Here is a 19196-nt window from a genome sequence, read left to right as displayed (position 1 = left end):
TTTTTATCCTGCTTCGGCCGGGCTGCCGGTGTGAACGGTCCGGCGCGTGCGCCAAAGCTGCCAGTTTTTCACCACCTGGCCCGGCATGAAAAGCATGGCCGCCGTCAGCCACCACCGTCTTCCGGTAGCCGCGCGGTGCGCACGCACCAGCCAGTCGAAGCCCTCACGGCGGCTTCCGGATGCCAGTGCCTGCCGTGCCAGCGTCAACTCGTGTTGCGCCACAAGCCACAGTGCAGACCGGCGTTGTATGGTGGTCATGGTCCCTGAAAGTGCACGTGCCCGCATGCGTTCCAGAAAAGGTGGCATGGCCAGGTCGGGGTGATATGTCGTCAGGCCGCCTTCCACGGCCAGCCGATACGCCATCAAGGGCGACCGGACCAGCGCAACGGGGGTTTTCTCTGCCAGGCGAAACCATAGATCCAGGTCTTCGCCGTGCGACTCTCCCGAAGGAAAGCATGGCTGCATTTGCCGCAAGCGCGCGCTTCGCACGGACACCGCGCTGGTGCACAGCGACGGCGCGCTCATCCAGCGCCGTGGCAGATCGGTGATGAGTTCCACTTCCGGCTGATCTGCCAGCATTGGCCAGTTCGGCGGCCACATGGTGTGGGTATCGGGAACCGGCAGGAAGTCGGTGGCCACCGTGTCGACCTGCGGGTAACGCGCCTGCGTCCACAGAAGGGTTGCCAGGTACTGGGGATGGTGCCAGTCATCGGCGTCGAGAAAGGAAACCCATTCGCCTTTTGCCAGCGAGATTCCCAGGTTCCGGGCGGCGGAAACGCCGGCATTGGCCTGGCGCACCAGGCGCAATCGCGGGTCAGGTATGAACGTTACCAGTTCCGCACCGCCGTCGGTAGAACCGTCGTCCACCACAATGACCTCGAAGTCCGAAAAGGATTGCGCCAGCACCGACGCGATGGTGTCGTTGATGTACGGTGCCTTGTTGTAAAGCGGAATGACAATCGAAAATTTCATGGTTGGGCCCGAGAGGTGGCCGGGGACGGATGGAAGTTCCCGGCGAAGCGGGGCACGGCGCCTTCCGGCAAGCTTGCCGGCTGCGCTCTGCGGGCATAGGCTTCGCGCGTTGCAGCGGCCAGTGTCATCAGCAAAAGCACGTGGGTAGTGAGCTCGGGGCCGTAACCAAAGAGCAGCAGCGGCACTTCACTGATGGCGCGCAGTGCCAGCGCCACGAACAACGCCAGTGAAAGGCCGCCGCTGGCACGTGCATAGCGGATGGACAGGACCAGCAGCACCAATGCGTACAACACCAGTGCAGCGGCACCCACCGTGCCGGAGCGCGACAGCGTGTCCATAAACTGGTTGTGCGCGTGGGTCGCATTGGGCATGCCGATGCTTTCACGGAAACTGACATCCCACAGGGTGGGTCCGTAGCCGAACACAGGGTTGCGTTGCCATTCGTCATAGGCAATTGCCCAGATCTGATCACGGCCGGTCATGGACGCGAGTTGCGCGCCCTGGGCGCTGTCAAAGAAGCTGGACAGACGCGCATCGACATCGCCAAACATCAGTACCAGCGTGACACCAGTCACCGCAACCATGAACCCCACCAAGGAGACGATGCCGAATTCCGGCCGCACCGGGTCGCTGGCGCGGCGCAGAAACGCGGGCCCCTGGCGTACAGCAAGAATGCAGGCGGAGCACAGGGTGAAAGAAATCCAGGCTGTTTTGGATTGAGCGAGAAAAAGGACAAGAAGCCCCATTCCCCACGCCAGGCGATTAAGCCAGACGCTCTGCAGAGGGCGCGCGAGGAGACACAGCAAGCCCAACTGAGCCAGCATGCCGAGTGACACAGCATGTGCGGCCAGCCCTGCCATCCGCGGTACACCCGGCAGCAGACCCTGCGTATAGGAGAGATCCAGCACCAGCGTTGGCTTGAAGGGGATCAGCAGCAAGCCCGCTGCCATAAAGAGCAGCAAGGCGTTGCGAGCTGCCTTGAACGCAAGATCTCTTTCGATGCTGGTGGCAAGCACTGCCGCGATGCCGATGAGCAGCGGGTACACGTAGTCGTGTGACACATGCGGATGCAGGCCAAAAAGGGCCGGTGCGGCCACCGTGCCTGCCCAGAAAAGAATAAAGGTGATCAGCATCACCGGGGGCGCCTGCACCGTCTTGTCGCGTTGAAGCCAGTGCGTGATGATGCGCTCCCCCGCTAGCGTGAGCAGCAAGAGGGAAACCAGCGGCTGTGCCAAAGCCACCAGTGGGTGGCGCACCACCACTGCAACTTCGTCCAATTTAAACGCACTGCTGGAGAGGTCGCGCCCCGAGAGGAAATTGTTCAGGGCCACCATTGCCAGGATGGCGTAAAAAATGACATGCATGTATCCGTGCGCACGGCGTGACGTGACATGAACGGCACCCGCCATGCCCAGCGTCGCCAAAAGTGCCGCCAAAATGGCGCCGGCAACCAGAACAGAAATAACGACGGTTTGTTCCAGGATAGCTCCTTAGAGTGGCTGCTCAAGGGAATTGGAAAGATCGGTACGTGGTGCCGAAACACCGCGGCGCAAAAACTTCGCCAGTCCGGGGACAAACCGGATGACCATTTCGGATGTTTCCCGTCCCAGCATTTGCGGCCTCAGGGCAAGCAGCAATGCCGGCAGGACTGCTGCGGACAGGCTTCCGGCAAGCAGCGAGAGCAGGGGAATATCAAACCGTGCAACCGCGTGCTGACCTGCCATCACACCTAAAACGCAAGCGGCACAAAGAAGAAACCCGCGCAGGGCATCCGGCAGCAGGGACATCCAGCCAAGCTCCAGTGCACGGAATGCAGCCGTAGCCGTAACGGCTGCGCGCAGTACCAGCAACAGACCTGCCACGACTGCAGCCATGTGGATTCCCTGGCCTGCAAACAGGTAAAAACCGAGGATGCCCAAAACGATCAGCGGGAGCTGCAGCGCAAATTCGTAGTACTTGCGTCCGGTGTTCCACAGCACGGGTGTCGACAGTCCCCAAATGACGTACGCCGGCATGCAGAGGAACAAAATTCCCAGCACCCAGGCTGCCCCACTCCATGCGGGCCCATAAAGCACACGCACGATGTCGGGCGACAGAAAGGCAAGCGTCGCAAAGGCGGGGAGTCCCAACACCACAATGGTGGCCAGCATCTGCAGATAAGCGCGGCCCAGTCGTGGCCGGTCGTTTTGCAGGCGTGCGCCCGCCGCCAGGAACGCGGGCTGAAGTGCGCCCAGCAGCAAGGTGTTGGGCATCGTGGCCAGGTTGTAAGCCACGTTATAGAGACCCAGCGATTGCGCGTTGAGCAACCGGCCTATCAATACCCGGTCAAGGTTGTTGAGTACCCAGTTGACGATATTGGTCAAAAAGACCGTGTGTCCCGTACCGACAGCGGACTTTGCATCGGCATACCAGAACAGCGGGCGAAGCGCATGCGGCTTGAGGGCATAACTGGCAACAAACACAACAGCCGCCTGAACCAGCCAGGCCGCTACCAGCGAAGCCTCACCCTGGCCAAGCAGTGCCATCGGCACCCCAACAGCCACATACCCAGCGGCATAGCTGCCGACCTGGATCAATCCCACTGCCCGGAAATTCAAGTCACGCTGCAGCAGGTAGGTAGCCGGTGCTGCCGCAGCACCCAACAGGCACGCCACCGATAACCATTCAATGACGAATTGCGCGCGCGGCTCCCGGAAATAAGCCGACAGCAGCGGCGCCAGAAAATAGAGGGCAAGCATGGTGGCAATACCCACGATCAGTTGCCATGTCCAGGCAAACCGGACGTCTTCGTCACTCAGTGTGGTGCGTTGCAACAGGCTCCAGCTGAAGCCAAAACCGGAGACGAATGTGGCGAATGTCAGTACCACCATGCCGATGGCAAAAACACCAAAAATCTCCGGCCCCAAGGTGCGGGCCAGAATCACCTGGGCCACCAGCTGCAGCCCAAAGCGTGCCGCTGTGGAAACGGCGCTCCATTTGACCGCTGCAACACCCGGACGGCCGAGGCCACTCATGCTCAAGACCTCTCTGCTTTATGGCGGCGAACGGCAATCACGCCCATCAACGCCAATGTGGCCAGCAGCGTGCCGTAAGGGTGCCATCCGGATTCGTCCGTATCTGCCTCGCCCGCCGCCGCCGTGACACCCAGGCCGGATTGGCCATTGCGCACCGTGTTCACACTGTGGACTGTGTTGACCTTGACGGGCTCAGTGCCGGGCTGGAGTTTCATACGTGTCGCTTTGGCGGTAGCTCCCGTTGGCGTCACCGCTGCGGGCGCTGCAGGCGGGTTGGTAGACGCCGTTGCTGAAGCAATCCAGGTGGCCAAAATGGCGGTAAACAGGGTTCGAAACATAGGGTTTTCCTTCTGTCAAAGCAGGAAAAGAGTTTGTTGTGCAGTGCAGCAATTGACAATAGTCCGAATGGCTCATGGCGCGCTTTATGCTATTTATTGAGTTCAAAAAAGCGTGGCGCATTCTTGGGGCAAGGCTTGAATTGCTCACATGCTGACCGCCGGCTGGATGAGTCCGTTCGGGCTATTGCGCATGGGCTCAGATGCAGATACGTCCATACCGGTTTCAGAGGTGTTCCTGTAGCCTTCGGGATTGCGCTGCTGCCAGTGCCAGGAGTCGCGGCACATGTCGTCGATCGTGCATGTGGCGCGCCAGCCCAGCAGGCTGCCGGCCAGGGAAACATCTGCAAAGTACTGTGCGACATCCCCGGCTCGCCGAGGTGCGAATTCATAAGGAATTGGCCGTCCGCTTGCCCGCTCAAACGCCTGGACCACACCGAGAACACTGGTGCCCTCGCCGGTGCCCAGATTGACCGTAAAGCTCCTGCCGCTTGCCAGCAAAGCATCGACTGCGGCCACATGGCCTGCCGCGAGGTCGGTGACGTGCAGGTAGTCGCGCACCCCGGTGCCGTCGGGTGTGGGGTAGTCATTGCCGAACACATTGAGCGTGGCCCGTTTGCCCACGGCCACCTGGGTGACGTACGGCATCAGGTTGTTGGGGATTCCATTAGGGTCTTCGCCGATCAGTCCACTGGGGTGCGCGCCCACCGGGTTGAAGTAGCGCAGCACCCCGACCCGCCACGCCGCGTCTGAAATGCGCAGGGATGCCAGGATGTTTTCACACATCAGTTTGGTGTGGGCGTACGGGCTCTCCGGCATGCATGGAAACTGCTCATTGATGGGCACGGTGGCGGGATCCCCATAGACCGTGGCGCTTGAAGAGAAGACTACGGCCCGGCAGTCCGTCGTTTCCATCGCCCGCAACAAACTCAGGAGGCCGCCAACATTGTTCTGGTAGTACATGAGAGGGCGCTGCACGCTTTCCCCTACGGCCTTGAACCCGGCAAAGTGGATGGCCGCAACGCAGTGGTAGCGTTGCAGGACTCCTGCCACAAAATCGGTGTCCAGTACGTTGCCGCGTTCGCAGGGTGCGGGCTGATCCGTCAGCTGCTGCAGCCGGTGCAGCACGGCAGGATGGCTGTTGGAAAAGTCGTCGAGGATGACAGGCTGGTAGCCGGCATTCACCAGCGCCACAAAAGTATGGCTTCCGATGTATCCGGCTCCACCGGTTAATAGCACACTGGGTCGCACACTGGGTTTGTTCAGGGTCATTGCAAAAGGCTGCATGGCAGCGGGTTGATTTGATACGGGTCACGGCGCCGGCGTAACACTGCTGAAACATGTTCGCGTGAGGGATTGCATGGACAGGCAGCATCCAGACATCACCAGACCATTCCCTTTCAGGGGCTAGTTACGAGTGTCTTTGACGCGTGGAGAAAGGATGTCAGCGTAAGCCGCATATGTGCGTGGGAAGCTGTCACGCTGGCCTCAAAGCGTTTCGAATCGTTCGGTAAGCACTTGTGAATGACGGTTGCAAATCGCCGGCTGGCGGGGAGCTGAACTGTTCGTTAGCAGTTGGCATCCCAACGGCAAACGACAAAAAGTCACAAAGATCAGGGGCTGCTGCGACTGCTCGCACAGTGCGCTGAATTCCCGGGAATTAACCCGGCGTAGCAAATCGCATGAAAAAAGCCCGGGGGAGGCCGGGCTTTCGTTGATGGAGATGCTTTGCTTACATGCCGCTGTAGTTGGGTCCGCCACCGCCTTCGGGCGTGACCCACACGATGTTTTGTGTTGGGTCTTTGATGTCACAGGTTTTGCAGTGCACGCAGTTCTGCGCGTTGATCTGCAGGCGGTCGGTATTGTCGGGGTTCTTTACGAACTCGTAGACACCGGCCGGGCAGTAGCGGCTTTCGGGGCCGGCGTACTTGGCCAGGTTGATGCTCACCGGCACGCTCGCGTCCTTGAGCGTCAGGTGCGCGGGCTGGTGCTCTTCGTGGTTGGTGTTGGAGACGAAAACCGAACTAAGGCGGTCGAAGGTGATCTTGTTGTCGGGCTTGGGATACACGATGGGCGTGCACTCGGCCGCCGGCTTGAGCTTGGCGTAGTCCGGAATGCTGTTGTGGATGGTCCAGGGCGGCGACTTGAAGCCCAGCTTGGGCAACAGCCAGTGCTCGATGCCGGTCATGAAGGCGCCGACGTAGAGGCCTTTCTTGAACCAGGACTTGAAATTGCGCGACTGGTTGAGCTCCTGCGCGAGCCAGCTCTTGGCATAGGCTTCAGGGTAGGCGGCCAGCTCGTCGTGCTGGCGGCCGGCGGTGACAGCCCCATAGGCGGCCTCAGCGGCCAGCATGCCGCTCTTGATGGCCGCGTGGCTGCCCTTGATGCGGGCGGCATTGAGGTAACCGGCTTCGCAGCCGATCAGCGCGCCACCGGGGAACACGGTTTTGGGCAGGCTCAATGCGCCGCCGGCGGTGATGGCACGCGCGCCATAGCTGATGCGCTTGCCGCCCTCAAGGTATTGCTTGATGCTGGGGTGAGTCTTCCAGCGCTGCATCTCTTCAAACGGGCTGAGGTAGGGGTTGCTGTAGTCCAGGCCGGTGACCATGCCCAGCGTGACCTTGTTGTCCTCCAGGTGGTACATGAAACCGCCACCGTAGGTCTGGCTGTCCATTGGCCAGCCGGCAGTGTGGATCACAAGGCCCGGCTTGTGTTTGGCCGGGTCGATTTCCCAGAGTTCTTTCACCCCCAGCGCGTAGCCTTGCGGGTCGCGGCCTTCGTCGAGTTTGAAGCGGTTGATCAGCTGGCGGCCCAGGTGGCCGCGCGCGCCTTCGGCAAACACGGTGTATTTGCCGTGCAGCTCCATGCCGAGCTGGAAGTTGTCGGTCGGCTGACCGTCCTTGCCGATGCCGAGATTGCCGGTGGCCACGCCCTTGACGGAGCCGTCGTCGTTGTAGAGCACTTCGGCTGCCGCGAAGCCGGGGAAGATTTCAACGCCCAGGCCCTCTGCCTGCTGCGCCAGCCAGCGCACCACATTGCCCAGGCTGATGACGTAATTGCCTTCGTTGTGAAAGCAGTCCGGCACAAAAAAGGCCGGTGTCTTGATCGCGCTCTTTTCGCTCAGGAAAAGCACTTCGTCAGCGGTAACGGGCTGGTTCAACGGGGCGCCCCGGGCTTTCCAGTCGGGCAGCAGTTCGGTCAGCGCCTTCGGATCCATCACTGCGCCCGAGAGAATGTGCGCGCCGGGCTCGGAACCTTTTTCAAGCACCACCACGGAAACATCTGTGCCCTTTTCAGCGGCGAGTTGTTTGAGCCGGATGGCGGTGGCCAGGCCGCCCGGGCCTCCGCCCACCACGACCACGTCATATTCCATTGCTTCGCGCGGGCCGAACTGGGCCAGAATTTCTTGGGTATTCATCGGGGACTCGCTGATAATGATTTTCAGGAAGGATTGTCGGTCTCGCGTTGGATTTTATGTCGCGAATGCGGCGATGCGAACGGTCGTTCTCTTTTGTACGGTTTAAATTGAGAGAGGAGCCTCTAATGGCTTACAGCATTGATCTGTCGGGGCGTGTCGCTCTCGTGACCGGTGCATCCGGCGGGCTGGGTGCGCAGTTCGCCAAAACACTGAGCCGTGCCGGCGCGGCCGTGGTGCTGGCCAGCCGCAGGCTCGACAAGCTCAAGGACCTGCGCGCGCAGATTGAGGCTGCGGGTGGCGATGCGCATGTGGTTGAGCTCGACGTGACCGACCACGCCAGCATCAAGGCCGGCGTGGCCCATGCTGAAACGGAAGTCGGGCCCATCGACATTCTGGTCAACAACTCCGGCGTGAGCACCACACAGCGCATCCAGGACGTCGGCGAGGAAGACTACGACTTCATCTTCAACACCAATGTGAAGGGCGCCTTCTTCGTGGCGCAGGAAGTCGGCAAGCGCATGCTGGCCCGTTCGCGCGGTGCCGGGCCCGGCAACTATGCCGGCGGCCGCATCATCAACATCGCCTCCATGGCCGGCTTGCGCGTACTGCCGCAGATCGGCGTGTACTGCATGAGCAAGGCCGCCGTGGTGCAGATGACCAAAGCCATGGCGCTGGAGTGGGGCAAGTTCGGCATCAACGTCAATGCCATCTGCCCCGGCTATATTGACACCGAGATCAACCACCACCATTGGGAAACCGAGCAGGGCAAGAGGCTGGTGCAGATGTTGCCGCGCAAGCGCATCGGCAAACCGCAAGACCTGGATGCACTGCTGGTGATGCTGGCCAGTGGCGAGAGCCATTTCGTCAATGGTGCAGTGATTGCAGCCGACGACGGGTTTGGCGTTTGATCGATCGGCATAACAAAGATTAATTTTCGGAGAAGAACATGATGGATTCCGTAGTGCCCTACCTCGGCCCGATAGGCCTGATCTTCCTGGCCTTGCTGGCGGGCGTGGTCAGCCCGGGCCCCAGTTTTGTGCAGGTTGCGCGCATCGCGGTTTCGCGTTCACGCGCTGACGGCCTGGCTGCCGCGGTGGGTATGGGCCTGGGGGCGCTGGTGTTTGCCGCGTTGGCGCTGGCCGGGCTGCAGGCCCTGCTGGCCGCCTTGCCTGGTGTCTACATGGCGCTCAAGGTCGTGGGCGGCCTGTACCTGATGTGGATCGCCTTTAATATCTGGCGCGGCGCGCGCCAGCCGCTGGAAATGGGCGGCGGTGACACGGGCGCTTCGCGCCGCACGGTGCTGCAATCGTTTCGCCAGGGGCTGGTGACGCAGCTGAGCAACCCGAAGATCGTGGTGGTTTACAGCAGCGTGTTCGCGGCACTGTTGCCCGCACAGTTTCCCTTGCCCGCAGCCCTGCTGGTGCTTGTGGGCGTGCTCGTGATGGAAACCGGCTGGTATGCCGTGGTGGCGGTGGTTTTGTCTTCCGCTGTACCGCGCGCAGCCTACCTGCGCAGCAAGGCTGCGGTAGACCGCACCGCCGCCGGTGCGATGGGGCTGCTAGGTTTGCGCCTGGTAGCCACTGCGCACACTGCCTGACGGATGCTGACGGGCATTCTGGCCGGGCTCGCGGCGGGCGCGCTGTGGGGCCTGGTGTTTGTGGCGCCGCGCATGCTCGACATGGGCGTGGGTGGCTATTCGTCCATTGACCTGACGGCCGGGCGCTTTGCGGTGTACGGCGTGGTGGCTGTGCTGGTGATGCTGGCGGGATGGCGCACTCGCCGCCTGCCCACGGTGCGGCAGGCGTGGGCCGCTCTGGTCATGAGCATTCTCGGGTTCAGCGGCTACTACCTGCTGTTGGTGCTGGCCATACGCGACGCCGGCACCGAAGTGCCTTCGCTGGTAATCGGCACCATTCCCATTTGGGTCATGTTGCTGGGCAAGCCGCAAGGCCTGCGTTGGGCTTCCCTGCTGCCCGGCCTGGCGCTCACCCTGGCGGGGCTGGCGCTCATGATGGGTTCCACCCACGAGGCCGGTCAGGGAACAGCCACGAATTTCTGGCGTGGCATGCTGTTTGTGTCGGCCTCACTGGTGTGCTGGACGGCGTTTGCGATCCTGAATTCTGCCTGGCTCAAGCGGCATCCTGAAGTCAATGCCACCGACTGGGCCAACTGGCTGGGTGTGGCGACTGGCCTCGGGGCATTGCTGATGTGGCTGCTTGCGGGTTCGGACGCAAGCGTGCTGGCCGGCCGCGAAGACTGCGGCGTGTTCGTGTTGCTCTGCGTGCTGGCCGGTCTGGGCTCCACCTGGCTGGCGACGATTTTGTGGAACATGGCCAGCCAGCGGCTCAGTGCCAGCCTGTGCGGGCAGCTCATCGTGAGTGAGACCATTTTTGCGCTGCTGTATTCGTTTGCCTGGGATGGCCACTGGCCCACACTGGTACAACTGTCTGCGTGCGTGTTGTTCACGCTGGGAATCCTGGCTTCCATCAGGGCCCATCGATAAAGGCAATTGGCATCATGAAAATTGAAATTCCCGAAAAGAAAAAGCTCGTCCACGAAATGCATATTCCCATCCGTTGGGGTGATATGGACGCGATGGGCCACCTCAACAACGGCACTTACTTCCGTTATCTCGAAACTATCCGCATCGACTGGATGTATGGCATTGGCTGCAAGCCCGACCCGAAAGGCGAAGGGCCGGTGATCGTTAACGCTTTTTGCAATTTCTACAAGCAGCTGGAATATCCGGGTGACGTTCTGATGAAGATGTACGTAAGCGACCCGGGGCGCACCACGTTTGAAAGCTGGGCCACGATGGAGCGCGCTGATACGCCGGGCGTGATCTGCGCTGCGGGCGGTGCCACCACCATCTGGGTGGACTTTCCGGCGCAAAAGTCGAGACCGCTGCCGGACTGGATGCGCAAAATAATCGAGGAGTAGAGCGCCTCAACGCACCACGCGAAAGCTCTCCGCGTGTTCTTTAAGCCAGCGCTGGGCCAGGGTCCGTGTCTGCTGCCCGGGCTCCGCAAACGCTTCCTGGTCCGGGTGGAAGCTGCGCCTGAAGTAGGACAGCAGCGGCATCGTGCAGTGCCACATGGCACCGTTGCGGCCCCAGAAGAATTTGAGTGCGCTCCACCAGGTGCCGGGTTTGAACAGCGTGCCGTCGTGCCACAGGTTGAGCACGGTCTGCCGCCCTGAATCGAAGGTGAACAGCAGCACCGCATAGATGTACCAGCGTATGCGCCAGCCGTAGCTGCCCTGCAGCGCCTGGTAAAGGTCGTAGGCCACGGCGCGGTGCTCGGTTTCCTCGGCCGCGTGCCAGCGCCAGAGGATTTGCATTCTCGGGTCGGCACTGTCCAGCGTGTCGTTGTGGCGCAGCAGGTAGTCGGCCAGCACCGCGGTGAGGTGCTCATACGCGGCCGTCACCGCCAGGAAATGGCGCGACGCGATGCCTCTTTTCTTCGCATAGTCGATGCGCGCCGTAGCCCAGTGCTGCCAGTGGTTGACCAGGCCCTGCGTTTCCAGGTGCGTGTTGTAGAGCGCGTGGATATGGCGGTGCGTGGCCTCCTGGCCCATGAACTGCGCCATGGCTTCGTGCAGCAGGGCATGCTCGGGCGTCGGGGGCAGCAGCTTCGCGCAGTCGCGCACCGCATCGATGAAGGATTGCTCACCGACCGGAAAGCTCATCGACAAGGCATTGTGGTACTGGCTCAGGAAGGCGTCGCCGCCATACCAGTGGCGGTTAAAGCCCTGGCCCAGATCGATCTCGAGCTTGCGCACGGACAGGCCGGAGGGGTTGGCCGATGCGGGGTTGGGCGCGGCCGGGGCGACGGGGGAAGCGGTGGCGGTCGAAGTCATGAAATCCTGTTCCAAATCAAGCCAAACACAAACGCGGAGCCATGCGCATTATTCAGCGTTGCCGGGCACCGTACAAACCAGAACCAGCTCTCAGGTGGGCCTGGGCGGTTTGGGCACACGGCCCATCAGGTAGAACTCCGGGTTGGGCTGCATGTTGCTGAAGCTCGCCATGCGGTTGGAGAGCCCAAAAAAAGCTGTGATGGCCGCGATATCCCAGGCGTCTTCATCGTCAAAGCCGTGGCCGTACAGCGCTTCAAAGTCGCTGTCTTCAATCTGGTCCGCCTGCAGGCATACCTTCATCGCAAAGTCGAGCATGGCGCGCTGGCGCGGTGTGATGTCGGCCTTGCGGTAGTTCACCGCCACCTGGTCGGCCACCAGCGGCTTTTTTTCGTAAATGCGCAGGATGGCTCCGTGCGCCACCACGCAATACAGGCAATTGTTGGCCGCGCTCGTCGTGGTGACGATCATCTCGCGCTCGCCCTTGGTCAGGCTGCCGTTGGGGTTGGAACCCTCTTCCTTGAGCATCAGGGCATCGTGATAGGCGAAGAAGGCACGCCATTCGGCAGGGCGGCGCGCCAGCGCCAGGAATACGTTGGGCACGAAGCCGGCTTTTTCCTGCACCTCCAGGACTTTGGCTTTGATGTCTTCCGGCAGGTCCTTCAGTTCGGGAGCAGGGTACCGGGGTGCTGTGCCGGCGGTTTTGGGGCTGGTCATGAGGGCTTCCTTCAAAGGCTTTATAAGAGTGACTCGATAAGTGACTTGGGTCCAAGCGTAACTGCAAGACTACCCGCCAGGTCGCGCTGAGGGTTGAAGTCAAAATACATGTAATTGATAAAAACTATTAACTAAATATGTTTAATTGCCTTTGATTATTTTGCGGCGAAACCTAGACTGTGTTTCACAGGCCATCCGTCTGGCAAGCCCCTCAAAGGAGACTCCATCCGCAGCCCCAAAACACGGCCTTGACCAAAGCGTCCTGGCTGTCCCGCAGTGCAAATCCATGCCGTCATTCGGCACCACTTAATCATCAAAGGTAACTCATCATGGCTGATCACAACACGCAAAACGAAGGCACTTGCCCATTCTCGGGCGGCGCCCGCAAACACGCCCTGGCTGGTGCCGCAACGAACGCCGATTGGTGGCCCAACCAGCTGAACCTCAAGATCCTTCACCAGAACTCATCGCTGTCCGATCCCATGGGCGAGGCGTTCAACTATGCCGAAGAATTCAAGACCCTGGACCTGCATGCCGTGGTGAAAGACCTCCATGAGCTGATGACGGATTCGCAGGACTGGTGGCCTGCGGACTACGGCCACTACGGCCCATTCTTCGTTCGCATGGCGTGGCACAGCGCAGGCACCTACCGGATCGCCGACGGGCGCGGCGGCGCCGGCTCCGGCACACAGCGATTTGCGCCGCTCAACAGCTGGCCGGACAACGGAAACCTTGACAAGGCACGCCGCCTGCTGTGGCCGATCAAGCAGAAGTACGGCAGGAAAATCTCCTGGGCCGACCTGATGGTTCTGGCCGGCACCGTGGCCATGGACTCCATGGGATTCAAGACCTTCGGCTTTGCCGGCGGGCGCCCGGACGTCTGGGAGCCGGAAGAGATTTACTGGGGCCCTGAAGCCGAGTGGATGGGCGACAAACGCTACACCGGCGACCGCGAACTCGAGAGCCCGCTCGGTGCCGTGCAGATGGGCCTGATCTATGTGAACCCCGAGGGCCCGAACGGCAAACCGGACCCGCTGGGTTCGGCGCGGGACATCCGCGAGACATTCGCCCGCATGGCGATGAACGACGAAGAAACTGTTGCGCTCACCGCCGGCGGGCACACCTTCGGAAAGGCCCACGGCGCAGCCGATCCGGGCCAATACGTGGGGCCCGAGCCTGAGGGCGGCACCATTGAAGACCAGGGGTTTGGCTGGATCAACAAGTTCGGCGGCGGCCACGGCGTGCACACCGTCACCAGCGGCATCGAAGGCGCCTGGACCAAGAACCCCACCAAGTGGGACAACGGCTACTTCGAAAACCTGTTCGGCTACGAGTGGGAGCTGACGAAGAGCCCCGCCGGCGCCCACCAGTGGAAGCCCAAAGACCCTGCCGCAGCGACCACCGTGCCGGATGCCCATGATCCCGCGCTGCGCCATGCCCCGATGATGACGACCGCCGATATGGCCATGCGCATGGATCCGGCTTACGAGAAGATCTCGCGGCGCTTCATGGCGAATCCGCAGGAGTTTGCGGACGCCTTCGCCCGGGCCTGGTACAAGCTGACGCACCGTGACATGGGACCGGCTGCGCGCTACCTCGGCCCGCTGGTGCCGAAGGAGGCTCTGATTTGGCAGGATCCGGTTCCCGCTGTCGATCATCCACTGATCAATGAGCAGGATATTGAAGGCCTCAAGGCCAAGGTCCTCGCCTCCGGGCTCTCCATCTCCCAGCTCGTCACAACGGCCTGGGCGTCTGCTTCCACCTTCCGTGGCAGCGACAAGCGCGGTGGCGCAAACGGTGCGCGCATCCGCCTCGCACCGCAAAAGGATTGGGAAGCCAATCAGCCGGCCGAGCTGGCAAAAGTCCTGAAAGTGCTGGAGGCCATCCAGGGCGAGTTCAATAGCGCGCAGTCTGGACGCAAGAAGGTTTCGCTGGCCGACCTGATCGTTCTCGGTGGCTGCGCGGCCGTCGAGGCGGCTGCACGGAAAGCCGGCCACGACGTGAAGGTGCCCTTTTCACCGGGCCGCACGGACGCTTCACAAGCGCAAACCGATGTGGCGTCGTTTGCCGTGCTGGAACCGGCCGCAGACGGTTTCCGAAACTACACCCGCAAGGGGCAGGCGCAGCGGGCAGCCGAGCAGCTGGTGGATCGCGCGAACCTGATGACGCTGAGCGCTCCCGAGATGACGGTTCTGGTCGGCGGCATGCGCGCCCTGAATGCCAACGTCGGGCAGGCTCAGCACGGTGTTTTCACCAAGCGGCCCGGAACCTTGAGCAACGACTTCTTTGTGAACCTGCTCGACATGCGTACGAAGTGGCAGAAATCTGCCGCCGCTGAAGATGTGCTGGAGGGACGCGACCGCACGACGGGCGAACTCAAATGGACGGGTACGGTGATCGACCTCGTCTTCGGTTCGAACTCGCAGCTGCGGGCCATTGCGGAGGTCTATGCGTGCAGCGATTCGCAGCAGGTCTTCGTGCGTGACTTTGTGGCAGCCTGGAACAAGGTGATGAACCTGGACCGCTACGACCTTGCCTGATTGAGCAGACCATCATAGGCGCTGATTGAGGCCAAGCCCGCCCTGGTGAAGACCGGAGCGGGCTTTTTTGCTTTCCATTACGCTTCGTCTTTTAGGAGCCTTCATGACGCAGCCCGCAGACAAGGATTTCGACAAGGGCCTCGCCACCCGCAAGCAGGTGATGGGCGAGGATTTTGTGGCCAATGCTTTCGACAAGGCCACCGGTTTTTCCCTGCCGATCCAGCACTTCGTGACCCGCAATGCCTGGGGTGATGTGTGGCAGCGGCCGGGGCTGGACCTCAAAACACGCAGCCTGATTACCGTAGCCATGCTGACGGCACTGGGCAAACAGCATGAACTCAAAGGGCATGTGCGCGGCGCGCTCAACAACGGCGTGACGCCGGAGCAGCTTCAGGAAGTGCTGCTGCACGCGAGCATTTATTGCGGCCTGCCCGCCGCGGTCGAGGCATTTCGCACGGCGGCCGAGGTTGTTGATGCGCCTCCAAAGGCGTGAGGTTTGTAAGCGATTTGAGGTTGTAGCCCTTCCAATACGTGGATGTATAGCTATTAAAAAGATAGGAAATAACTTTTATCCTTATCCGCCATGACTGAACCCATGCCCTTGATCCGCCGCTGCACCGAGGCCGACTGGCCCGCCGTTTGGCCGCTGCTGCGCGCCACCTTTGAAGCAGGCGACACCTATGCCTTTTCGCCCGACAGCACAGAAGCTGAAATACACGCGGTGTGGATGGACGCGCCCCGGGCGACGTATGTAGTGCGTGAGGGGAACAGCGACGACGGCCGACTGCTAGGCACCTACTTCATCAAACCCAACCAGCCGGGGCTGGGTGCGCATGTCTGCAACTGCGGCTATGTGGTCGCGCCCGAAGCGCAGGGCAAAGGCCTGGCGTCGGCGATGTGCGAGCACTCCCAGCAGGAAGCGCTGGCCATGGGTTTTCTGGCGATGCAGTTCAACCTGGTGGTGTCGACGAATGAGCGTGCTGTTCGGTTATGGCAAAGATTGGGATTTGAGATTGTGGGGACCTTGCCGGGGGCTTTTCGGCATGTGAGGTTGGGGTTGGTGGATGCGTTTGTGATGTTCAAGACTTTGCGGCGTTAAGGCCGGAACAAGCCCCGGCCTCAACAAGAAAACTCAAACCCACCCTTCAAGCACAACCTTCCCCCGCGCCTTTCCAGACTCCACCAACTCATGCGCCCGCCGCAAGTTGGCGGCATTGATCGCACCAAACGTTTCCGTCAGCGTCGTGCGGATCAAGCCGGAATCGACAAGTTGGGCGACCTCATTGAGCAGGCGGTGCTGTGCCACCATGTCGGGTGTACCGAAGAGGGGGCGGGTGAACATCAGTTCCCAGTGGATGGATGCGCTCTTGCGTTTGAACAGCGTGATGTCGAACTTCACCGGGTCGTCAATCAGGCCGAACTTGCCTTGTGGTGCGATGGCTTCGGCGATTTGTGCCAGGTGGCTGTCGGTTTGCGTGAGGCCCACGATGTAGTCCACCGCGGGGATGCCGATACGCTTGAGCTCTTCGGCAATCGGCCGGCTGTGGTCGATGACATGATGTGCGCCGAGTTCCTTCACCCAGGCTTGGGTTTCCGGCCGTGACGCGGTGCCTATCACGGTGAGCGAGGTCAGGCGCGTGGCCAGCTGCGTCATGATCGAGCCCACGCCGCCCGAGGCGCCGATGATGAGCAGTGTTTTGTTGTTGGGTGTTTTGCCCGGCACGATGCCGAGACGGTCGAACAGCATTTCCCAGGCGGTGATGCTGGTCAGCGGCAGGGCGGCCGCTTCGGCAAACCCCAGCGTTTGCGGCATGCGGCCGACGATGCGTTCATCGACCAGGTGGAGTTCGCTGTTGGTGCCGGGCCGGGCGATGGACCCCGCATACCAGACCTTGTCACCGGCCTTGAACAGTGTGACCTCGGGGCCGACGGCGCGCACGATGCCGCTGGCGTCATAGCCCAACACCTTGTAATCCGAGCCAGCGCTGCGCGCCGCGCTGGCGCGTACTTTGGTGTCCACCGGGTTCACTGACACGGCTTTCACCTCGACCAGCAGGTCGTGGCCGGTGGGCGTTGGGTCGGGCAGGGTGATGTCGCTCAAACCGGTTTGGCCGGTCTGGTTGAGTGCATGGGCGTGTGTGTAGCCGATGGCTTTCATGGTGATTTCCTTTGCGTGTGATGTTGCGTGGTGTTGTGTGGCGTTGTGGTCAGTCGTGCTAAAAACTGATGCCTGAACTGTATTTGGTTTGAAAATGAAGATAAATAGGCTTTCAATTGAAGCTATTTACAAATAAAATTTGTAAATGAAAGCCCTGCAAGACTTGGAAATCTTTGTTCGCACCGTTGACACCGGCAGCCTGTCTGCCACCGCTCGCGGTCTGGATCTGACGCCCGCTGCCGCCAGTGCCGCGCTCAAGCGGCTGGAGGAGGAACTGCAGGCGCCGCTCTTTGTGCGCTCGACCCGCAGCCTGCGCCTCACGCGCGAGGGCGAGGTGTTTCTGGCGCATTGCCGGCCCGCGCTGGCGGCATTGCGCGATGCCCAGCTGGAGCTCGCCAGCGGCCGGCAGCAGGTGCGCGGTGTGCTGCAGCTGGCCGCGCCATCAGACTTCGGCCGCAATGTGCTGCTGCCCTGGCTGGAAGCGTTTCAGCTGTTGCATCCCGGCATTCAATACCGGCTGCATCTGTCGGATCGCGTGACCAATGTCTACAGCGACCTGGTGGACGCGGCTTTTCGGCAAGGCGAGCCGCCCGATTCCAGCATGCTGGCGTTGCCGGTGGATTTGACGAATCGGCGCGTGCTGTGTGCATCACCTGCCTACCTCGCGTTGCACGGTACGCCTGACACGCCGCAGGCACTAGCAAAGCATATTTGCCTGTGCTTCATGCTGGGTGAAGACGTGTATGACCGCTGGAAGTTCTGGAGAAATGGCGAAGAGCTCACGGTGCGTGCCACTGGCGGCAATGTTGCCAACGATGGCGACGCGGTTCGCCGGTGGGCCCTGGCCGGCCGCGGCATCACTTACAAATCGCGGCTGGATGTGGCGGACGACCTGGCTGCGGGGCGGCTGGTCGCCCTGTGCACAGAATGGCAAACCGAGGCAGTGCCGCTGTACATGGTGTTACCGGGGCGGCGGCAACTGACGCCCGGCCTGCGCCTGCTCAGGGAATTTATCGGTGCACGCTGCCTGGCGCTTTCTGAAGCCCCGTGAAGCACTCACCCCATGAGGAAACCGTAAGTCCGTGTGCGGTGTGGAAAACCACCCTTACTTCAGGGTGAGGATCAGGACTACACGCTCGCAGCCGTGCAGGGCGCACAATGAATTTTCCAGTTGCCTTCCCGGCAACTGCAAGACAGCCCGGCCGGCAGGCCTCTTCGCTGTAACCGTCCTGAAAGGAAACCAATACCCATGCAAGTTCAAGTCAATTCCAATCACACCATGCATACCGGCGAATCGTTCGAGCGCTGGGCCAGCACCGAACTTAACACCTCACTGAGCCGCTTCAAGGGTGACATCACGCGCATTGAGGTTCATATGAGTGATGAAAACAGCGACAAGATCAGCCCGGACCAGAAACGTTGCGTGATGGAGGCGCGGCTGGCGCATCATGAACCACTGGCCGTCAACCACCACGCGCCCAGCCAGGACGAAGCCTTTCGCGGCGCAAGCGACAAGCTCAAACGGGTGCTTGACCACACACTGGGGAAATTGCGCGACCACCACCGCACGCGTGAAACCATCCGGCACGAGCCCGACGCCATCTGAACCGTTGACTAAGCCTTGTCGCCCAGGGTGATGGCCTTGGCCATCGCAAAGCGGCGAAGCATGGCCCCACGCCGTTCAACGCATTGCTCTTGCCTCACCGCGAATCCCTGGCGCTCAAAAAATGGCCGGCTCACCAGGCTGGCTTCGGTAAAAAGCGCCACGATGCCGAGACCGCGCAGCGCAGTTTCGGCATGGCCATAAAGCTGCGAAGCCACACCGCGGCGCGCGGCAGCGGGCGACGTAAACAGGAGGTCGATATGGCCATTTTTTTCGTAGCCAATAAAGCCCAGCAGACCGCCGCCTTCCGTGTCTTGCGCCAGCAAAATTTGTAATGGCCCGAGCCGCGTTTTCCATGGGCCCAGATCGGGTGGGCGCGGCGCCCAGGCCTCGCGCTGCACGGCGTCGTAGTGGCTTCCCGCCAGGCCATGAACCGCATCGGTGAACAGCTGGGCGACTGCGGCGAGGTCTGAATCCTGGTAAGGGCGGATGTGCATGACGGGATCAACGGCGATAAAGCAGGCGAGGATAAAGGTAATTTTGGTCTGCAACCCAGTCAGGGCGAGCGCAAGCAGCTATGAATT

At 61.2% G+C, this 19196-nt stretch carries 19 protein-coding genes; 9 read left to right on the top strand and 10 right to left on the bottom strand.

Going from position 1 to position 19196, the window contains the following annotated elements; genetic code table 11:
• Window positions 1–3: 3 nt before the first annotated feature.
• The 6 genes from AC1D1J_RS05500 to AC1D1J_RS05475 form a co-directional block, all read right to left on the bottom strand.
• Window positions 4–972 carry a glycosyltransferase family 2 protein gene (locus AC1D1J_RS05500; RefSeq protein WP_477685255.1) on the bottom strand — a complete coding sequence of 323 codons (969 nt, stop codon included), beginning with the start codon at window positions 970–972 and terminating at the stop codon, window positions 4–6.
• Window positions 969–2336 (bottom strand): O-antigen ligase family protein, encoded by a 1368-nt coding sequence (locus AC1D1J_RS05495; RefSeq protein WP_477694083.1) that lies wholly within the window; start codon window positions 2334–2336, stop codon window positions 969–971. The genes AC1D1J_RS05500 and AC1D1J_RS05495 overlap by 4 nt, the downstream gene beginning before the upstream one ends.
• Window positions 2337–2462: 126 nt before the next feature.
• Window positions 2463–3986, bottom strand: a complete 1524-nt coding sequence (locus tag AC1D1J_RS05490; protein ID WP_477694082.1) for a lipopolysaccharide biosynthesis protein — start codon at window positions 3984–3986, stop codon at window positions 2463–2465.
• A 2-nt stretch (window positions 3987–3988) separates the two neighbouring features.
• Window positions 3989–4324, bottom strand: coding sequence for a hypothetical protein (locus tag AC1D1J_RS05485; RefSeq protein ID WP_477694081.1), 336 nt, complete (start codon window positions 4322–4324; stop codon window positions 3989–3991).
• Window positions 4325–4468: 144 nt separating this feature from the next.
• Complete coding sequence (gene galE / locus AC1D1J_RS05480; RefSeq protein ID WP_477694080.1) at window positions 4469–5608, bottom strand: UDP-glucose 4-epimerase GalE; 1140 nt, start codon at window positions 5606–5608, stop codon at window positions 4469–4471.
• 445 nt (window positions 5609–6053) lie between these two features.
• Window positions 6054–7739, bottom strand: coding sequence for an electron transfer flavoprotein-ubiquinone oxidoreductase (locus AC1D1J_RS05475; RefSeq protein ID WP_477694079.1), 1686 nt, complete (start codon window positions 7737–7739; stop codon window positions 6054–6056).
• Window positions 7740–7864: 125 nt separating this feature from the next.
• Here AC1D1J_RS05475 and AC1D1J_RS05470 point away from each other — a divergent pair, with 125 nt between their 5' ends.
• Genes AC1D1J_RS05470 through AC1D1J_RS05455 form a run of 4 tightly spaced genes read left to right on the top strand, consistent with a single transcriptional unit; the run spans window position 7865 to window position 10679 of the window.
• Complete coding sequence (locus tag AC1D1J_RS05470; protein WP_457280162.1) at window positions 7865–8647, top strand: SDR family oxidoreductase; 783 nt, start codon at window positions 7865–7867, stop codon at window positions 8645–8647.
• A 38-nt stretch (window positions 8648–8685) separates the two neighbouring features.
• A complete protein-coding gene (locus AC1D1J_RS05465) occupies window positions 8686–9336 on the top strand; it encodes a LysE family translocator (protein WP_477694078.1) in 651 nt (216 codons plus the stop codon).
• Between the two features lie 3 nt (window positions 9337–9339).
• Window positions 9340–10242 (top strand): DMT family transporter, encoded by a 903-nt coding sequence (locus AC1D1J_RS05460; protein WP_477694077.1) that lies wholly within the window; start codon window positions 9340–9342, stop codon window positions 10240–10242.
• Between the two features lie 14 nt (window positions 10243–10256).
• Entirely contained in the window at window positions 10257–10679 is a 423-nt protein-coding gene (locus tag AC1D1J_RS05455) for an acyl-CoA thioesterase (protein ID WP_477685263.1), read from the top strand.
• Between the two features lie 6 nt (window positions 10680–10685).
• Here the strand turns inward: AC1D1J_RS05455 and AC1D1J_RS05450 are convergent, their stop codons facing one another.
• Together AC1D1J_RS05450 and AC1D1J_RS05445 are read right to left on the bottom strand one after the other, a co-directional pair.
• The gene (locus AC1D1J_RS05450; RefSeq protein ID WP_477685264.1) at window positions 10686–11597 is read right to left on the bottom strand and encodes a metal-dependent hydrolase; all 912 of its coding nucleotides are present in this window, start codon (window positions 11595–11597) and stop codon (window positions 10686–10688) included.
• Window positions 11598–11687: 90 nt separating this feature from the next.
• Entirely contained in the window at window positions 11688–12311 is a 624-nt protein-coding gene (locus AC1D1J_RS05445) for a peroxidase-related enzyme (RefSeq protein WP_477685265.1), read from the bottom strand.
• 329 nt (window positions 12312–12640) lie between these two features.
• On the opposite strand from AC1D1J_RS05445, the gene katG reads away from it, so the two are divergent.
• The 3 genes from katG (at window position 12641) to AC1D1J_RS05430 (ending at window position 15950) form a co-directional block, all read left to right on the top strand.
• A complete protein-coding gene (katG, locus tag AC1D1J_RS05440) occupies window positions 12641–14851 on the top strand; it encodes a catalase/peroxidase HPI (protein ID WP_477685266.1) in 2211 nt (736 codons plus the stop codon).
• Between the two features lie 103 nt (window positions 14852–14954).
• Window positions 14955–15344, top strand: a complete 390-nt coding sequence (locus AC1D1J_RS05435) for a carboxymuconolactone decarboxylase family protein (RefSeq protein WP_477667851.1) — start codon at window positions 14955–14957, stop codon at window positions 15342–15344.
• Between the two features lie 102 nt (window positions 15345–15446).
• Window positions 15447–15950, top strand: coding sequence for an N-acetyltransferase family protein (locus AC1D1J_RS05430; RefSeq protein WP_477685844.1), 504 nt, complete (start codon window positions 15447–15449; stop codon window positions 15948–15950).
• 33 nt (window positions 15951–15983) lie between these two features.
• Here the strand turns inward: AC1D1J_RS05430 and AC1D1J_RS05425 are convergent, their stop codons facing one another.
• Window positions 15984–17009 carry a zinc-binding alcohol dehydrogenase family protein gene (locus tag AC1D1J_RS05425; RefSeq protein WP_477694076.1) on the bottom strand — a complete coding sequence of 342 codons (1026 nt, stop codon included), beginning with the start codon at window positions 17007–17009 and terminating at the stop codon, window positions 15984–15986.
• Window positions 17010–17154: 145 nt separating this feature from the next.
• On the opposite strand from AC1D1J_RS05425, the gene AC1D1J_RS05420 reads away from it, so the two are divergent.
• Window positions 17155–18060 (top strand): LysR family transcriptional regulator, encoded by a 906-nt coding sequence (locus AC1D1J_RS05420; RefSeq protein WP_477685268.1) that lies wholly within the window; start codon window positions 17155–17157, stop codon window positions 18058–18060.
• A gap of 198 nt (window positions 18061–18258) precedes the next feature.
• Window positions 18259–18615, top strand: coding sequence for an HPF/RaiA family ribosome-associated protein (locus AC1D1J_RS05415; protein WP_457280173.1), 357 nt, complete (start codon window positions 18259–18261; stop codon window positions 18613–18615).
• Between the two features lie 8 nt (window positions 18616–18623).
• Here AC1D1J_RS05415 and AC1D1J_RS05410 read toward each other — a convergent pair whose 3' ends face one another.
• Window positions 18624–19163, bottom strand: a complete 540-nt coding sequence (locus AC1D1J_RS05410; RefSeq protein WP_477694075.1) for a GNAT family N-acetyltransferase — start codon at window positions 19161–19163, stop codon at window positions 18624–18626.
• Window positions 19164–19196 lie beyond the last annotated feature (33 nt).

It is taken from the genome of Polaromonas sp. P1_F8, assembly GCF_056405635.1.
This window is presented reverse-complemented; position numbering and strand designations above follow the sequence as displayed.